The organism is Terrihabitans aquatilis, from assembly GCF_052542005.1.
The window spans coordinates 222,797-238,224 of sequence record NZ_JBOCUO010000001.1 but is presented as its reverse complement, the minus strand read 5'-3'; the positions used below and the strand labels follow the sequence as shown (position 1 = coordinate 238,224).

The following is a 15,428-nucleotide window of genomic DNA, read 5'->3' as shown; positions in this document are numbered from 1 at the left end:
GGCGGAACGCGCCGTTTCAAGACGCGCCTTCCGCCCCCGGACACTTCCTGGGAACCGGCAGAAAAGGGCCGGTTCAGCGTCCATTACGCACTCGCTTCCGAGGCATCCTTGTCGGAATAGATGTAGAGCGGCTTGCCACCTCCCTCGACCACATCGGCCGAGATCACCACCTCGTCGACGCCTTCGAGCCCCGGCAGATCGTACATCGTGTCAAGCAGGATCGATTCGAGGATCGACCGCAGGCCGCGCGCGCCGGTCTTGCGCTGGATGGCCTTGCGGGCCACCGCACCGAGCGCGTCCTCGTGCATGGAGAGCTCGACGCCCTCCATCTCGAACAGCCGCTGGTATTGCTTCACCAGCGCATTCTTCGGCTCCATCAGGATCTTCTTGAGGGCGCTTTCATCGAGGTCTTCCAGCGTCGCAATGACGGGCAGACGGCCGACGAATTCCGGAATCAGGCCGAACTTCAGCAGATCCTCGGGCTCCACCTCACGGAACACTTCTCCCGTGCGGCGATCCTCGGGCGAGACCACCTTCGCGCCGAAGCCGATGGAGGTGTCCTTGCCGCGCGAAGAGATGATGCGCTCGAGACCCGCGAAGGCGCCACCGCAGATGAACAGGATGTTCGTGGTGTCGACCTGGAGGAATTCCTGCTGCGGGTGCTTGCGGCCACCTTGCGGCGGAACGCTCGCGACCGTGCCCTCCATGATCTTGAGCAGGGCCTGCTGCACGCCCTCGCCCGAGACGTCCCGCGTGATCGACGGGTTGTCGGACTTGCGCGAAATCTTGTCGATCTCGTCGATATAGACGATGCCGCGCTGCGCACGCTCGACATTGTAGTCGGCGGCCTGCAACAGCTTCAGGATGATGTTTTCCACGTCCTCGCCGACATAGCCGGCCTCGGTGAGCGTGGTGGCATCCGCCATGGTGAACGGCACATCGAGGATGCGCGCCAGCGTCTGGGCGAGCAGTGTCTTGCCCGAGCCCGTCGGGCCGGCGAGCAGGATGTTCGACTTCGCAAGCTCGACGTCGTTGTGCTTGGTGGCGTGGTTCAGCCGCTTGTAATGGTTGTGAACCGCGACCGAGAGGACCTTCTTCGCCTGATCCTGGCCGATGACATAATCGTCCAGAACCTTGCGGATCTCCTTCGGAGTCGGCACGCCGTCGCGCGACTTCACGAGCGAGGATTTGTTTTCCTCGCGGATGATGTCCATGCACAGCTCAACGCATTCATCACAGATGAAAACGGTCGGCCCCGCGATCAGCTTGCGGACCTCGTGCTGGCTCTTGCCGCAGAACGAGCAATAGAGCGTGTTCTTCGAGTCGCTGCCGGCCTTGCTCATGTCATCCAATCCTTCCAGCGGCACCAGCCTCTTGACCTCGACCCCGGCAAGCCTTGAGTCGAAAATTCCTTGAGGCTAGGCCCGCTGGCCTAACAATGTGTTGCGCAGCCTCCGCACCGGACGCCGCATTCCGAACTTCGACGCATCAAGACTCGCCGTGAATGTGACCATGTGAGGGCCAAAGAGACAAGCAGGCCGTGATGTTGTCGAACGCTGCATCAGAATTAGCAAATTACAGGCCATCGCAGGCGGTGGAAGCCGCCTGCTCCTGCGCGTTCGGAAAACTCAGGTGGCCGGCGTCAGCTTTGCTGCGCCTTCGCCGTCCGACGGGCGGGTCTCGAGGACCTGATCGACGATGCCATAATCCTTCGCCTGATCCGCCGTCATGAAATGGTCGCGGTCGAGCGTCCGTTCAATGGTGTCGTAATCCTGGCCCGTGTGCTTCACGTAGATTTCATTGAGCCGGCGCTTCAGCTTCACGATGTCTTCGGCGTGGCGCTCGATATCCGAAGCCTGGCCACGGAATCCGCCCGAGGGCTGATGCACCATCACACGCGCGTTCGGCGTACAGAAGCGCATGCCTTCCGCACCGGCCGTAAGGAGCAGCGAACCCATCGAGGCCGCCTGACCGACGCACAGCGTCGACACCTGGGGCCGGATGTACTGCATGGTGTCGTAGATCGCGAGACCCGACGTCACCACCCCGCCCGGCGAGTTGATGTACATCGAGATTTCCTTCTTCGGGTTCTCGGCCTCGAGGAAGAGCAGCTGGGCCACGATGAGGGACGACATACCGTCCTCCACCGGGCCCGTCAGGAAGATGATCCGCTCTTTCAGAAGGCGCGAGAAGATGTCGAAGGCGCGCTCGCCCCGGTTCGTCTGCTCGACGACCATCGGAACGAGATTCATGTAGGTTTCGTACGGATCGCGCATCTCAACTCCTCAGCGCGGCCGTTCAGGCCGCCGGTGTATCGTCCTCGGCGTCTGCGAACAGCTCCTCGCGGGTCACCGTCTTGTCGGAGACATCGGCGAGCTCGACGATGTAGTCGATCACCTTCTCCTCGAAGATCGGCGCGCGGAGCTCGGCAAGCGCTTCCGGCGTCTTCTGGTAGAATTCCCAGACCTGCTGTTCCTGGCCGGGAAACTGGCGGGCACGCTCGACGACGGCACGGGTGACCTCGTCGTTCGTCACCTGGATATCGGCCTTCTCGCCAATCTCCGCAAGGAGCAGGCCGAGGCGAACGCGACGCTCGGCGATGCCGCGATATTCGGACTTCAGCTCGTCCTCGTTCTTGCCTTCCGTGGCCGCCTCTCCGCCATTGGCAATCTCGCGCTCGACCTGCTGCCAGATCCCGGCGAATTCCTGCTCGACAAGGGTCGGAGGCAGTTCGAACGAATGCGTTGCGTCGAGCGCATCCAGAAGAGAGCGCTTGAGCTTCTGACGCGAAGCCTGCTTGTGCGACGCCGAAAGCTGCTCGCGGATCGCTTCCTTCAGCTTGTCGAGCGATTCGAGGCCGAGCTTCGTGGCCAGCTCGTCGTCGATCGCGACGTCGGAGGCCGACGCCACGCCCTTCACCGTCACGGCGAAGGCGGCTTCCTTGCCGGCGAGATCGGTCGCCCGGTAGTCGTCGGGGAAGCTGACATTGACGGTCTTCTCGTCACCGGCCTTCACGCCAACGAGCTGCTCTTCAAAGCCCGGAATGAACTGGCCGGAGCCCAGCACCAGAGGATGATCCTGGCCCGCGCCGCCATCGAACGGCGTGCCATCGATCGAGCCGACGAAATCGATCGTGACCTGATCTCCGTCCTCGGCCGCGCCGTCCTTGGTCTCGTAGGTGGCGTTCTGCTGGGCGATGCGGGTCAGCGTCTCTTCCAGCTGATCGTCGGCGATATCGGCCACCAGGCGCTCGACCTTGATCGACTTGAGGTCGCCCACCGTGATTTCCGGAAGGATTTCTACCGCGACGGTGTAGTCGAGGTCGGCATTGCCGGCGACCACGCCTTCGATCGCGCTTTCTTCCTCAGGCAGCGACACCTTGGGCTGGCCGGCAAGCTTGATCTTGTTGTCCTCGACGATCTTCTGATTCGCCTCGGTCAAGACCTCCTGCAGCACTTCACCGAACACCGAGCGGCCGTAGAGGCGCTTCAGATGGGTGGCGGGCACCTTGCCGGGGCGGAAGCCCTTGATCTGCACCTTGCCCTGAAGATCGTTGAGGCGGGAAGACACCCGGCTCTCAAGATCGGTGGCGGGAACGGTGATGCGGAACTCGCGCTTCAGTCCCTCGGAAAGGGTTTGGGTAACCTGCATAATGTCTCTTCCGGATCGTCTGCGGGCTCGCGGGGGAGCGCTGTTCTTGAATGGATTCCCGACGGGCCTCGGGGTGGTGCGGGCGGAGGGACTCGAACCCCCACACCTTGCGGCGGCAGGACCTAAACCTGCTGCGTCTACCAATTCCGCCACGCCCGCGCCGGGCGCGCCCCCTCGCGGAGGCGGTCGCGTCTATAGCATGACGATTGTGTTTCGCACGCGAAAAGTTGTGCGTGGCCGATCACGGATGGCCGAGATAATCGTTCTTGGAGAGCGGAACGCCTTTATGACGCAGGATGTCATAGGCCGTCGTGACGTGAAAGAAGAAGTTCGGCAGCGAGTGGCGCAGCAGGAAATCCTGCCCCTGGAAAGTGAACGTCTGCCGCCGCGTGTTCAGCAGAACCTCACGGCTTTCCGAGCCATCGATCTGCGCAGGATCGATCGATTCGAGGAAGGCGATCGTCTTGGCGATGCGGGCCTTTAATTCCGGAAAGGTCGTCTCGGTGTCCGGATAGCTCGGGATCTCGATGCCTGCCAACCGCGCGGCGCAACTCTTGGCGGTGTCGCTTGCCCACTGAACCTGGCTGCGAAGCGGTCCCATGCTCTCGGTCAGCCGCGCTTCGATCAAATCCACCGCATCCAGCCCGGTCTCTTCCGCATGCGCAACGCCCCGATCCATTATCTTCGCGAGATTGCCGAACGTGCGGACAAAGACAGGCACGCTGGCTTGGTACATGGACAGGGACATCCTGAAAGCTCCCAATCTGTGAGTTCGAAAATTACGGGCTTATGGGTTCGCGTCATATCGGACGGCTTGCCCACGTCCATAAGGCCCGGCGATGACTGTTTTTCTCCCCAGCGCCGGGTTCTTTCCGGTTGGTGCTCGAGTTCGGCGGCCTTGCCGTAATTCTCCTGAACTGGACGTGCATCGCGCCTCCGCCTATCTGTAGTCATACATCGGGATTGAAGGATTTCTGCCATGGCCCCCGGCCGCCCACGGTCGTTCGACATTGATGAAGCGCTTCTGAAGGCGATGGGCGTCTTCTGGGAGCGTGGGTATGAGGGTGCGTCTCTGGCCGAGCTCACCAAGGCGATGGGCATCAATCCGCCCAGCCTCTATGCCGCCTTCGGCAACAAGGAAGAATTGTTCCGAGCGGCTCTCGATCGTTATTCCAAGAAGCGCGAAGGCTTCATGAATGAGGTGCTGGCCGCCCCTACAGCGCGCGAAGTCATCCAGCGTCTCCTGCGCGGATGGGCTGAAGTCGCAACCTCGCCCGATACGCCTCCGGGCTGCCTGTTCGTTCAAAGCGGCTCGGCCTGCAGCACCGCGCAGGACCCGGTGGCTCAGGAAATCGTGTCGCGCCGACAGTTCATTGAAAATGCTCTGCGACCCCGGTTCGAACAGGCCCGGCGGGATGGCGATCTGCCGCCCGAAGCCGACCCTATAGCATTGGCGCGCTACAGTGCCGCGATGCTTCAGGGCATGGCCATTCTGGCGTCCAACGGCGGGACCTATGAGGATTTGCTTGCCGTGGCCGAACTTGCGTTGAACGGCGTTCCCCAGTCCTCTCAGCCGGTGCGCGCAAAGGCCGAGCCCGCCTTGACGGGTGCATGAGGCGCCACAGCTCGACGGCCATCAGCCGCCGCGCCGTTCTTGCCGGGACATTGTGTCTTTGCGCCGCGCGGCCGGTTCTCGCCCGGAACATTTTCGCTTTAACTGCGGCCGAGGGAGAAATCGTCCTCGTGCCGGGCGAGACAGCATTGCACGGTCCGCTTCTCAACGGCGCGGCTGTCGGCCCGGCCCTCAATCTTGAACTCGGCAAACCCTTTTCCTTCAGCGTAACCAACAATCTGGCGTTTCCGCTGAGCTTTTGCCCGCAAGGGCTCGGAACCCGCGGCGATAACGCCGAGAACATTGCTCCCGGCGAAACACGCTCTCTTTCATTGACGGCTCGGGACGCCGGCAGCTTCGCCTACCGGTTGGAGACGGATGATGCCGCGCTGGCCACGCGTACGCTTCTCCTCTCGGGTGCGATAATCGTCGCAGACACCGGTGATGCTGATTTTGCCGAGCAGGACATCGTCGCCGCGCTCAACACGCTCGCCTTGCCGTCCGCGAATGCCGGAGCGCCGCCGCACCGCATTGTCACCGTCAACGGGACGCCCGGCCTACAGATTTCCGCCCGTCCGGCAGAGAGGCTGCGGCTACGCCTCGTCAACATCGCGGCGGAAAGTCCGGCAGCGCTCAAGCTGCCGGCCGCCGCCCGAATCGTGGCGATGGACGGCCTGCCCTGCCCTCCCTTTTCGCCGAACGAAGGCCTGCTACTTATGCCGCCGTTCGCGCGCGTCGATATCATTGTCGATATGCCCGGCGACGCCGAGGCTCTCACGATCCTCGACGATCTCGAACCGGACCACGTCCTCGTGCGCATCATTCCGAAGGGCGAAGCGGTGCCGGCGCGGCCGCGGCCGGATGCCTTGGTCGAGAACCCTCGCCTCCCGAAGCAGATCGCTTTCGAAAAAGCGCTGCGTCCCGAGATCCGGATTGGAACAGCCGCTCCGGACCCCCTGATCCGCGCCGGAGCAGGACAGACGATCATCCTCAGCGTCGTCAATGGGCTCGCTTTGCACGGGCTCATGCTCGATCGCCAGACTGCCCGCCTGCTCGACAATCTGGACGATGGATGGAAGCCGTGGTGGCACGACACCCTCATCCTATTCCCAGGCGAGACGTCACGCTTGGCCTTCGTTCCTGAAGAGCCCGGTCGGTATTCGGTGACGATCGTACCGCTGGAGGGCGATGGCGCGACGACCAGGGCATGGTTCGAGGTCTCCTAGGCGTTGCCGTAAAGGCGCTGCAACACACCTCGTAGCGCATCCGGCAAGTCTTCGGAGATCAGCCCGGGGCCCGCGATGTTCGCTGCCTCTCCATGCATCCACACCGCTGCGCAGGCCGCCTCGAAAGCGGGCATGCGTTGAGCAAGCAGCCCCGTAACGATACCCGCCAGCACGTCGCCCGATCCCGCCGTCGCGAGCCATGGGGGCGCGTTGTCGGCAATGGCGGCGCGCCCCTCCGGGCCCGCAATTATGGTGTCGCTGCCCTTGAGGATCACGATGGCGCCGGATGCCTCGGCCGCCAGACGTGCTCGCTCCAATCTTGATTCCGATATCGGCCGCAACGCCTTGAACAGACGTCGAAATTCACCATCGTGCGGCGTCAACACGACCTTTGCGCCGTTCTTCCGGATCGCGTCGAACAGGAGTTGTGAATCCTTTTCGAATTCAGTCAGGGCATCGGCGTCCAATACCACATGGCGGCCGCTCTCCAGCGCTGCCAGGACAATGCACCGTGTGACCTCGCCGCCGCCGATGCCCGGCCCTATCAGCAAGGCATTGCGGCGCACATCCTCGAGAAGTGAACGATAGCCGTCCATTCCTTCCATCGGGCGCACGATCACCGCTTCTAGCGCCGCCTGATAGATCGGCATCACGCCTGGAGGCGCTCCGAGCGTCACGAGCCCTGCGCCTGTGCGCAACGCGGCACGTGCCGCCAGCCGGGCCGCCCCCGTCATCTCCGAGCCCGCTGCGATCAGAGAATGGCCACGCGTATATTTGTGGCTATCGGCCCCCGGAACCGGAAAATCGCCGCGCCAAAGAGGTGGATCGTTTCGAAAGAGAACGGGTTCTATCGTCTTCAGGACTTCGGAACTTATCCCGATCTGGGCCAAGACCCGTTCGCCACAATGGGCACGCCCCGGCATCAAAAGATGGCCGGGCTTGTAACGGAAGAAGGTCACGGTGCGATCGGCCCGGACGGCGGTGCCCCGTACGGAGCCTGTCGTGCCATCGACCCCGGACGGCACGTCGACAGCGAGCACTTTCGCCGCAGAGGCATTCACCGCCTGAATGATCACAGCAGCATCGCCGTCGATATCGCGCGCAAGCCCGGCGCCAAACAGAGCGTCGATAACGAGCGCAGTTCCAAATAGATCGGCCTCTGCAAAAGGCTCGACCGGGCCGCGCCACAAAGCCGCAGCTTTCGCGGCGGCGCCACGAACCGACGCCCGCTCCCCCATGAAACAGAGGCGAACATCATAGCCGCGCTCCGCCAACAGCCGCGCCGCGACAAAACCATCTCCGCCGTTGTTGCCTGGTCCGCACAACACAATGACAGGGCCTGGCAGAGAACACATTGTCTCCGCGGCTTCGGCGACGGCCTGCCCGGCCGCCAGCATGAGATCGAAACCATCCACGCCCCCAGCGATTGCCAAGGCGTCGGCCTGCGCCATCTCTTCGTTCGTCAGCAATTCGATCATGGCCGCGCGCCTCCTCTCCCAGCCGCTGCGTCACGGCGTCCGATGTTCGTGAGCCGTGAAAATCGCGATGCTCAATCCTGAAGCAAATCTGGAGACCCAGCGCATTCGCCTTTGCCTATTTATTGTTCATTTGCGCTTTTTATGGTCTGTGCGGCATGCAGGTTTTCTTCAAACCGGCAAGGCAACGGTAAAATTCACTGTAGGCGAAACTTCCTGAATGTTGGCATGAATGCTGCTTCTCGCAGCAGGGCGCCACGGCAGCCATAAGACAGGGACAGATATGAAGAAGATCGAGGCCGTCATCAAACCCTTCAAGCTCGACGAGGTGAAGGAAGCTCTGCAGCAGGTTGGCGTTCAAGGCATTACGGTGATCGAGGCAAAGGGCTTCGGCCGCCAGAAGGGCCACACCGAATTGTATCGCGGCGCCGAATATGTCGTCGACTTTCTGCCGAAAGTGAAAATTGAGCTGGTGATTGGCGAGGATCTGGTCGAGAGCGCTATTGACGCCATTCGCAAGGCTGCCGAAACCGGGCGCATTGGCGACGGAAAGATTTTCGTGTCGACGATCGAGGAAGTCATCCGGATTCGCACGGGCGAAACCGGCGTCGACGCCATTTGAGTTCCCTTTTTACCCTGCCCTTCGGCAATTGCCGTACCGAGTTGAAAAACCAAAGGAAATTGAAATGAAGACTGCCAGTGATGTCCTGAGCTTCATCAAGGACAACGACGTCAAATACGTCGATCTCCGTTTCACCGACCCCAAGGGCAAGTGGCAGCATGTAACGTTCGACATCTCCATGGTGGATGAGGAGTTCTTCGAGGAAGGCCAGATGTTCGACGGCTCGTCGATCGCCGGCTGGAAGGTCATCAACGAATCCGACATGCTGCTGATGCCGGTTCCTGAGACCGCGTGCCTCGATCCGTTTTTCGCCGCCTCGACCCTTTCGATCGTCTGCGACGTCCTTGAGCCCACCACCGGTGCCCCCTATGAGCGCGATCCGCGCGGCATCGCCAAGAAGGCCGAGGAATTCGTGAAGGCCTCCGGCGTTGGCGACACCATCTTCTTCGGCCCTGAAGCCGAATTCTTCCTTTTCGACGACGTGAAGTTCTCGGCAACGCCGTACAACACCGGCTTCAAGCTCGACCAGGTCGAACTGCCGTTCAATTCCGACAGCGATTATGACGGCGGCAATCTCGGCTACCGCATTCCCACCAAGGGCGGCTACTTCCCGGTTCCTCCGGTCGATTCCGGACAGGACATCCGCGGCGAAATGCTTGCCGCCATGGCGTCCATGGGCTGCAAGGTCGAGAAGCACCATCACGAAGTCGCCTCCGCTCAGCACGAACTCGGTCTGAAGTTCGACACGCTGACGCTGATGGCCGACCAGCTGATGATCTACAAATATTGCATCCACAACGTCGCCCACAGCTTCGGCAAGACCGCGACCTTCATGCCGAAGCCGGTTTATGGCGATAACGGCTCTGGCATGCATTGCCATCAGTCCATCTGGAAGGACGGCAAGCCGGTGTTCGCCGGCGACAAATATGCAGGCCTTTCGCAGGAATGCCTGTGGTACATCGGTGGCGTCATCAAGCACGCCAAGGCGATCAACGCCTTCACCAACCCGTCGACCAATTCCTACAAGCGTCTGGTTCCCGGCTTCGAGGCTCCGGTGCTGCTCGCCTATTCGGCCCGCAACCGCTCCGCCTCCTGCCGCATCCCCTACACGAACTCGCCAAAGGCGAAGCGCGTCGAGGTTCGGTTCCCGGATCCGCTGGCGAACCCCTACCTCGCCTTCGCGGCTCTCGCCATGGCCGGCATGGACGGCATCCTCAACAAGATCGATCCCGGCCAGGCCATGGACAAGGATCTCTACGACCTGCCTCCGGCCGAGCTGAAGCAGATCCCGACCGTCTCCGCGTCGCTGCGTGAGGCGCTTGAGAACCTCGACAAGGACCGCGACTTCCTGAAGACCGGCGGCGTGTTCAACGACGACTTCATCGACAGCTTCATCGAGCTGAAGATGCAGGAAGTCATCCGCTTCGAGCACACCCCCCACCCGGTCGAGTTCGACCTCTATTATTCGCACTAATCCGATCGCGTCTCACTTCGACGCTGAAGCACAGCCGGGACATGGGAAACCATGCCCCGGCTTTTTCTTTGTGCTTTCCGCCACGCCTCCGTTTTACCTTAAGTAAGGCGGGAACAATTGTGTGAGCTGATTGTTTTTCCGGCGGCTTCCACGAAGGAGATAGTCATGAATAAGAAGTTCATCGTTGCGGCGGCCGCCGGTTTGTTTGCGATGTCGGGTGCGGCCTTCGCTCAGGAAGGCACGGCTACAGGCGCGGCGGGCGGTGCCGTGACCGGCGCCATCGTTGGTGGTCCTGTCGGAGCCGTGGTCGGCGGTGTCGTGGGCGCAGCTGCCGGAACGGCTATCGATCCGCCGCCGCGCGAGGTCCGCGAATATGTCGTGCGCGAACGCGCGGAGCCTGTCGTCGTTCAAGAGCGCATCGTCGTCGGCGAGGCTCTGCCGCAGACCGTGGTCGTGCATCGCATTCCCGAGCACGAGACCTACAGCTATGCCTACGTCAACGAGCAGCGGGTAATTGTCGAGACCGACAGCGGTCGTGTTGTCGAGATCGTCGAATAATCTCCGCCGGATAGGGTGGATATGAATGGGCTGCCGCATGTGTCCAGGCATCCCATCGTCCGACGCATAAAAGGGTGGCCATACCGGCCGCCCTTTTCTGTGCCGAAAAATCCTTTAGCTGCATTAACTTCTGATCACCAGATTCGCCTGCTCGGCGACGCTCATGAAAATGCGCAATCTGTCACTTGACTGTCACCTGGAACGGTCGCACACTCCAATTGTCAGACACTGGACGTGGAGGTTTAAGAAAATGACCCCGCCGGAGCAGAACTAGAACTGTTCGTCTGCGTCGCCTCTTTGGCGACAACAGCGGCAGTACGTCAGACAATCAATCCAATACATCGTTCAAGCGGGCGACACCTGCTGATCTACATCAACAGATGGAGGCAGCAATTGTAGCGCAGATGCGGTTTGCTGGAACGAGAACAAAATAGCCTCTCATGGTTCGTCAGCTTTGCGCCTAGACGCGCAGCCGGACATATTCCGTAGAACCCTTGGCTAAACGCTCCTCCCCGACATCCTCGCGGAGGAGCGTTTTTGTTTGCACATCCTCCGAGGTCAGTTTTTGCCACCGGAGCGCTTAATGTATGCGACGCCATCATTGTGGACCGCGGTCCAGCGGCGTTCACGAAACGTCCTCTTCCGTGCGATAATCTCCGGATAGAGAATCGCAGCGAGCTCATGGCCAGTCCCGACCTTTTTTCCTCAGGTGCAGCCCTTCGAAAATCGACGTCCCCGGACGAGGGATTACAGACGCGCGGCACGCCGGGCGAAGCGGGCTATACGGCCGCCGACATTGAGGTTCTGGAGGGGCTCGAACCCGTCCGCCGCCGGCCGGGCATGTATATCGGCGGCACCGACGAGAAGGCCCTTCACCACCTCTTCGCCGAAGTCATCGATAACGCGATGGACGAAGCCGTGGCCGGCCACGCGTCCTTCATTCAGGTCGAGATGGAATTGGGCGGGACCGTCGTGGTGTCGGACAATGGTCGCGGCATTCCAATCGACCCTCATCCCAAATTTCCAGGCAAATCCGCGCTCGAAGTCATCCTCACCACACTCCATTCCGGCGGCAAGTTCGGGTCGAAGGCCTATGCCACATCCGGCGGTCTTCACGGTGTTGGCGTCTCGGTCGTGAACGCCCTGTCCGAACGGCTCGAAGTCGAGGTCGCGCGAGGACAGGTCCTCTATCGTCAGATCTATGCACGCGGCGCACCGCAAACGCCTCTGGAAGAAGTCGGGCCCGTGCACAACCGCCGCGGCACCCGTTTGCGCTTCCTGCCGGACGGGCAGATCTTCGGTGAGGGCGCGCGCCTGAAACCGCAGCGCCTGTTCGCGATGACGCGCGCCAAGGCCTATCTGTTCGCAGGCATCGAAGTCCGCTGGTCCTGCGCGCCGGAACTGCTCGTCGGCATGGAGGACGTGCCGGCGAAGGAAACCTTCCGGTTTCCGGAAGGGCTGAAGGATTATCTCCGCGCCACGCTTGAAGGCCGCGAGCTTCTGACCTCGGAGATCTTCGCCGGCCGCGTGGACGCGCAGGATGGCCCGGGCGCCGTGGAATGGGCCATCGCCTGGACCGAGGATGGCGACGCCTTCACGCGCTCCTATTGCAACACCATCCCGACCCCCGAAGGCGGCACCCATGAGAACGGCCTTCGGGCCGCCCTGTTGCGCGGCCTGCGGGCTTATGCCGAGCTCGCGGGCGCCGGAAAAAAATTCAAGGATGTGACGAGCGACGACGTGATGGCCGGCTGCGTCGGCCTCCTGTCCGTCTTCATCCGCGAGCCGGAGTTTCAGGGGCAGACCAAGGAGCGCCTGTCATCGAGCGAAGCGTTGCGCCTCGTCGATCAAACGATCCGGGATCCGTTCGATCATTGGCTGGCTGCCTCGCCCACGCAGGCGCGCCGTTTACTAGACCGCGTCATAGAGCGGGCGGAAGATCGCCTGCGCCGTCGCGCGGAAAAAGAGACGCTGCGCAAGAGCGCCACGCGCAAGCTGCGCCTGCCGGGCAAGCTCGCCGACTGCACGCAAAACGGCGCGGCCGGTGCCGAACTCTTCATCGTGGAAGGGGATTCGGCAGGTGGCTCGGCGAAGCAGGCCCGCCAGCGCAGCAATCAGGCCATCCTGCCGCTGCGGGGCAAGATCCTCAACGTGGCCAGCGCGGGCTCGGAAAAGTTGGCCCAGAACCAGCAATTGTCCGATCTCCTTCTGGCCCTTGGCTGCGGAACACGCTCGGCCTATCGCGAGGAAGATCTGCGTTATGAGCGCGTCATCGTGATGACCGACGCCGATGTCGACGGCGCCCACATCGCCTCGCTTCTTATTACGTTTTTCTACCGAGAGATGCCCGGCCTCGTTCGCGGCGGGCATCTTTTTCTGGCCGTCCCTCCGCTGTACCGGATCACCCAAGGCGCAACCACGGTCTATGCGCGCGACGATGCCGAACGCGAACGCCTTCTGGCCACTCGCTTCAAGGGCAAGAAGGTCGATATCGGGCGCTTCAAAGGGCTGGGCGAGATGATGCCGCAGCAATTGCGCGAAACGACGATGGACCCAAAAAACCGCACGCTTCTGCGCGTCGAGATCGCCGAGGACGACGAGATCGAAACCCGCGGTGCCGTCGAACGTTTGATGGGCACCAAGGCGGATGCCCGCTTCCGTTTCATTCAGGAACACGCGCCCTTCGCGGGCGAACTCGACGTCTAGAGGAGATCGGATATGAACCGGAGCAGCCTCATCATTTTCGCGTCCGGTTTAAGCCTGTTCGGGGCCTTGCCTCTGGCCGCACAAGAGCCTGTTCAGCCGCCGGCGGCACCAGCCGCACCGGTGACAGAAACAGCCCCTTCACCGCCATCCAACACGCCGTTCACGGATCCTCCTGCCGAAGCAAAAGCCGATTCCACCAGGGGAGAGGAAGCTCGGGACGGCGGTCTGGCCATCGAGACCGACATTCTGATCGTCCGCGTGCTTGGCCCATGGTCTCAGGACGACAAGAGCGGCTTCTCCCGCGCGGTCGGTCGCGTCACGGAAGGCAACCTCGAACTGTTCGTGCAATGGATCTCGGACGAAGGAGAAATCGTCCAGACCCGGGCCGTCGAACAGGACGCCGAGACACCGCAACTCGCACTCGCATCGGTCCGCAGCGAAACAGGAGACGATGAATCGGCAGCCTATTTCGACACGCCGGAAGACAATGAGGGTTTCCGTGAAACCTTCGTCCTCATTGTCGGAGCACCGGGCCAGGCCCGTTTCGGCCCGGCGACCAATTGAGGGGGCGGTAGGCTCCTCCTCCGATCAATATCCCGAGCCGGCGGCGATGATCCCCTGCTGGGTCACGACGGCCCATTGCCCGCCGAGGCGCCGGATCGCGAGAACGCGGTTTCCGTTCGGCAGTTCGTCGCCTGCCGTCACTTCCATGATGCCACGACGGCTCTGGATGACAGCCATGCCATTGTAAACATCGCGAACAATCCAGCCGCTCAGCACCGGATGGTCCGGAGATGACCGGGACGGGGCTTCGGCGCGCGCGGGCTCGGCTGTTGGTGCGGGATTGGCGTCCGCGCGCGCCACGACCGGGGGACGCGGCTGCGGCAGGGCCGGCGGTGTCGGCGTGGCGGCTGCGGGCTCAAGATCACCGTCAATGGATGCGGTGATCGGGGCCTCCTCCGGCGGTGGCGCGGCGTTCACGGCCGAATCTTCGTTCTCAGGACCGGAATTTGCGGAACCGGAGTTCGCCGGCGGGGCGGAATTGCTGACCGGCGCATTCACTGGAGCGGTCCCGGCCTCCAGTTTCTCCAGACGTGTGCTGAGTGCATCCAGGCGCGCCTTGTCGGCCGCCCCCGCATTCTGGGCCGGGTTTTCGTTCAAACGCGTCTCAAGCCGCGCAAAACGCCGCTCGAGTTGCTCAAGATGATCGCGGATCAGCCGAAGATCCTCGTTGCCGGCTGTAGCACCGGAAGTGACATTCCGCACCGAAACGGGCTGAGCTGGGGGCGCTGGTCCGTCATTCGCAGCCTGCTCAGAGGCCGGCGAAGCTTTCTCGCCGCCGCTCATCGCATACATGGCTCCACCGCCCACGACCATGAGCAGCACAATGGCCGCAGCCACGCGAGCAAACCATTCCCCTCCTCGCGCGTCCACGGCTGGCTCGACCCGTACGCGATCGCGCGGAGGCGCCTCATCCACATTTTCTCGAACAGGGCGGATGTCCGCCGCCACAGAGGGCTCGGCCGCCGCGCTCTGGCTGACACCCGCCGCAGCAACAGGTGCCGCAGCCATCACAGGAGAAACCGGCACTTCCGGGTCGCTTTTCCTGTCAGCATGGATCTCGTTTTCGGCATCGACAGTCGAGTCGCCTTGGCTCGCATCATGTTTCGAAAGATCGCCCGGTTGCGCATCGGCGGCGACGGCTTCCGTCTCGAATTGAGGCTCAACGCGTTCAGCGTCGGCCCGCACCGCGGGTTCCGGCGCGGCGAGCGACGGCTCAGGCGGCAGGTTACCGGATGCCGGCATCACGTCATCGAGCCGTGGCTCACGGCGCTCGTCAGAGAACGTTTCGTCGCCGCTCTCCACCGAAACCTCATCGTGCGGGCGCGGCCATAAAGGTCTGGCGGGCTTCACCTCCGGGGCTGATCCTTCGCCCTGCGGCTCGGAGACGGTGCCTGGAACGTCGTCAGGGGTCTGCGCCATGATGTCAGGAGCCTCGAAAAAAGAACTGATCCCAGCATCTGGCTCACAATCTTGGCTGAACCACGGCAACACCTCGGCGAAGACGCGCCCTTCGCTTGACACAGGAGAGAGGCCGCCTATG

General features: G+C 62.3%; 13 protein-coding genes and 1 tRNA gene. 7 read left to right on the top strand and 7 right to left on the bottom strand.

The window, feature by feature from the left end; genetic code table 11:
- Positions 1–83: 83 nt before the first annotated feature.
- The 5 genes from clpX to ACQ6S1_RS01190 all read right to left on the bottom strand — a co-directional run bounded on the left by clpX (position 84) and on the right by ACQ6S1_RS01190 (position 4,387).
- Entirely contained in the window at positions 84–1,343 is a 1,260-nt protein-coding gene (clpX, locus tag ACQ6S1_RS01210; RefSeq protein ID WP_445039347.1) for an ATP-dependent Clp protease ATP-binding subunit ClpX, read from the bottom strand.
- Between the two features lie 285 nt (positions 1,344–1,628).
- On the bottom strand, positions 1,629–2,276 hold the full coding sequence (gene clpP / locus ACQ6S1_RS01205) for an ATP-dependent Clp endopeptidase proteolytic subunit ClpP (protein ID WP_445039346.1): 648 nt from the start codon (positions 2,274–2,276) through the stop codon (positions 1,629–1,631).
- A gap of 22 nt (positions 2,277–2,298) precedes the next feature.
- Positions 2,299–3,651 carry a trigger factor gene (tig, locus tag ACQ6S1_RS01200; RefSeq protein ID WP_445039345.1) on the bottom strand — a complete coding sequence of 451 codons (1,353 nt, stop codon included), beginning with the start codon at positions 3,649–3,651 and terminating at the stop codon, positions 2,299–2,301.
- A gap of 74 nt (positions 3,652–3,725) precedes the next feature.
- Positions 3,726–3,810, bottom strand: a tRNA-Leu gene (locus ACQ6S1_RS01195).
- Positions 3,811–3,892: 82 nt separating this feature from the next.
- The gene (locus ACQ6S1_RS01190) at positions 3,893–4,387 is read right to left on the bottom strand and encodes a DUF1993 domain-containing protein (protein WP_445039344.1); all 495 of its coding nucleotides are present in this window, start codon (positions 4,385–4,387) and stop codon (positions 3,893–3,895) included.
- Positions 4,388–4,630: 243 nt separating this feature from the next.
- On the opposite strand from ACQ6S1_RS01190, the gene ACQ6S1_RS01185 reads away from it, so the two are divergent.
- Together ACQ6S1_RS01185 and ACQ6S1_RS01180 are read left to right on the top strand one after the other, a co-directional pair.
- A complete protein-coding gene (locus ACQ6S1_RS01185) occupies positions 4,631–5,266 on the top strand; it encodes a TetR/AcrR family transcriptional regulator (RefSeq protein WP_445039343.1) in 636 nt (211 codons plus the stop codon).
- Entirely contained in the window at positions 5,263–6,489 is a 1,227-nt protein-coding gene (locus ACQ6S1_RS01180; protein ID WP_445039342.1) for a hypothetical protein, read from the top strand. The genes ACQ6S1_RS01185 and ACQ6S1_RS01180 overlap by 4 nt, the downstream gene beginning before the upstream one ends.
- Here ACQ6S1_RS01180 and ACQ6S1_RS01175 read toward each other — a convergent pair.
- On the bottom strand, positions 6,486–7,964 hold the full coding sequence (locus ACQ6S1_RS01175) for an NAD(P)H-hydrate dehydratase (protein WP_445040228.1): 1,479 nt from the start codon (positions 7,962–7,964) through the stop codon (positions 6,486–6,488). The genes ACQ6S1_RS01180 and ACQ6S1_RS01175 overlap by 4 nt on opposite strands.
- A gap of 283 nt (positions 7,965–8,247) precedes the next feature.
- Between ACQ6S1_RS01175 and ACQ6S1_RS01170 the strand changes: the two genes are divergently transcribed.
- The 5 genes from ACQ6S1_RS01170 (at position 8,248) to ACQ6S1_RS01150 (ending at position 13,888) form a co-directional block, all read left to right on the top strand.
- Positions 8,248–8,586 carry a P-II family nitrogen regulator gene (locus ACQ6S1_RS01170; protein ID WP_445039341.1) on the top strand — a complete coding sequence of 113 codons (339 nt, stop codon included), beginning with the start codon at positions 8,248–8,250 and terminating at the stop codon, positions 8,584–8,586.
- 64 nt (positions 8,587–8,650) lie between these two features.
- Positions 8,651–10,060 (top strand): type I glutamate--ammonia ligase, encoded by a 1,410-nt coding sequence (glnA, locus tag ACQ6S1_RS01165; protein ID WP_445039340.1) that lies wholly within the window; start codon positions 8,651–8,653, stop codon positions 10,058–10,060.
- 165 nt (positions 10,061–10,225) lie between these two features.
- The gene (locus ACQ6S1_RS01160; RefSeq protein WP_445039339.1) at positions 10,226–10,618 is read left to right on the top strand and encodes a DUF1236 domain-containing protein; all 393 of its coding nucleotides are present in this window, start codon (positions 10,226–10,228) and stop codon (positions 10,616–10,618) included.
- A 681-nt stretch (positions 10,619–11,299) separates the two neighbouring features.
- A complete protein-coding gene (gene parE, locus ACQ6S1_RS01155) occupies positions 11,300–13,324 on the top strand; it encodes a DNA topoisomerase IV subunit B (RefSeq protein WP_445039338.1) in 2,025 nt (674 codons plus the stop codon).
- 12 nt (positions 13,325–13,336) lie between these two features.
- Entirely contained in the window at positions 13,337–13,888 is a 552-nt protein-coding gene (locus tag ACQ6S1_RS01150) for a hypothetical protein (RefSeq protein ID WP_445039337.1), read from the top strand.
- Positions 13,889–13,912: 24 nt separating this feature from the next.
- Here the strand turns inward: ACQ6S1_RS01150 and ACQ6S1_RS01145 are convergent, their stop codons facing one another.
- On the bottom strand, positions 13,913–15,307 hold the full coding sequence (locus tag ACQ6S1_RS01145; protein ID WP_445039336.1) for an ABC transporter C-terminal domain-containing protein: 1,395 nt from the start codon (positions 15,305–15,307) through the stop codon (positions 13,913–13,915).
- Between the last annotated feature and the right edge of the window lie 121 nt (positions 15,308–15,428).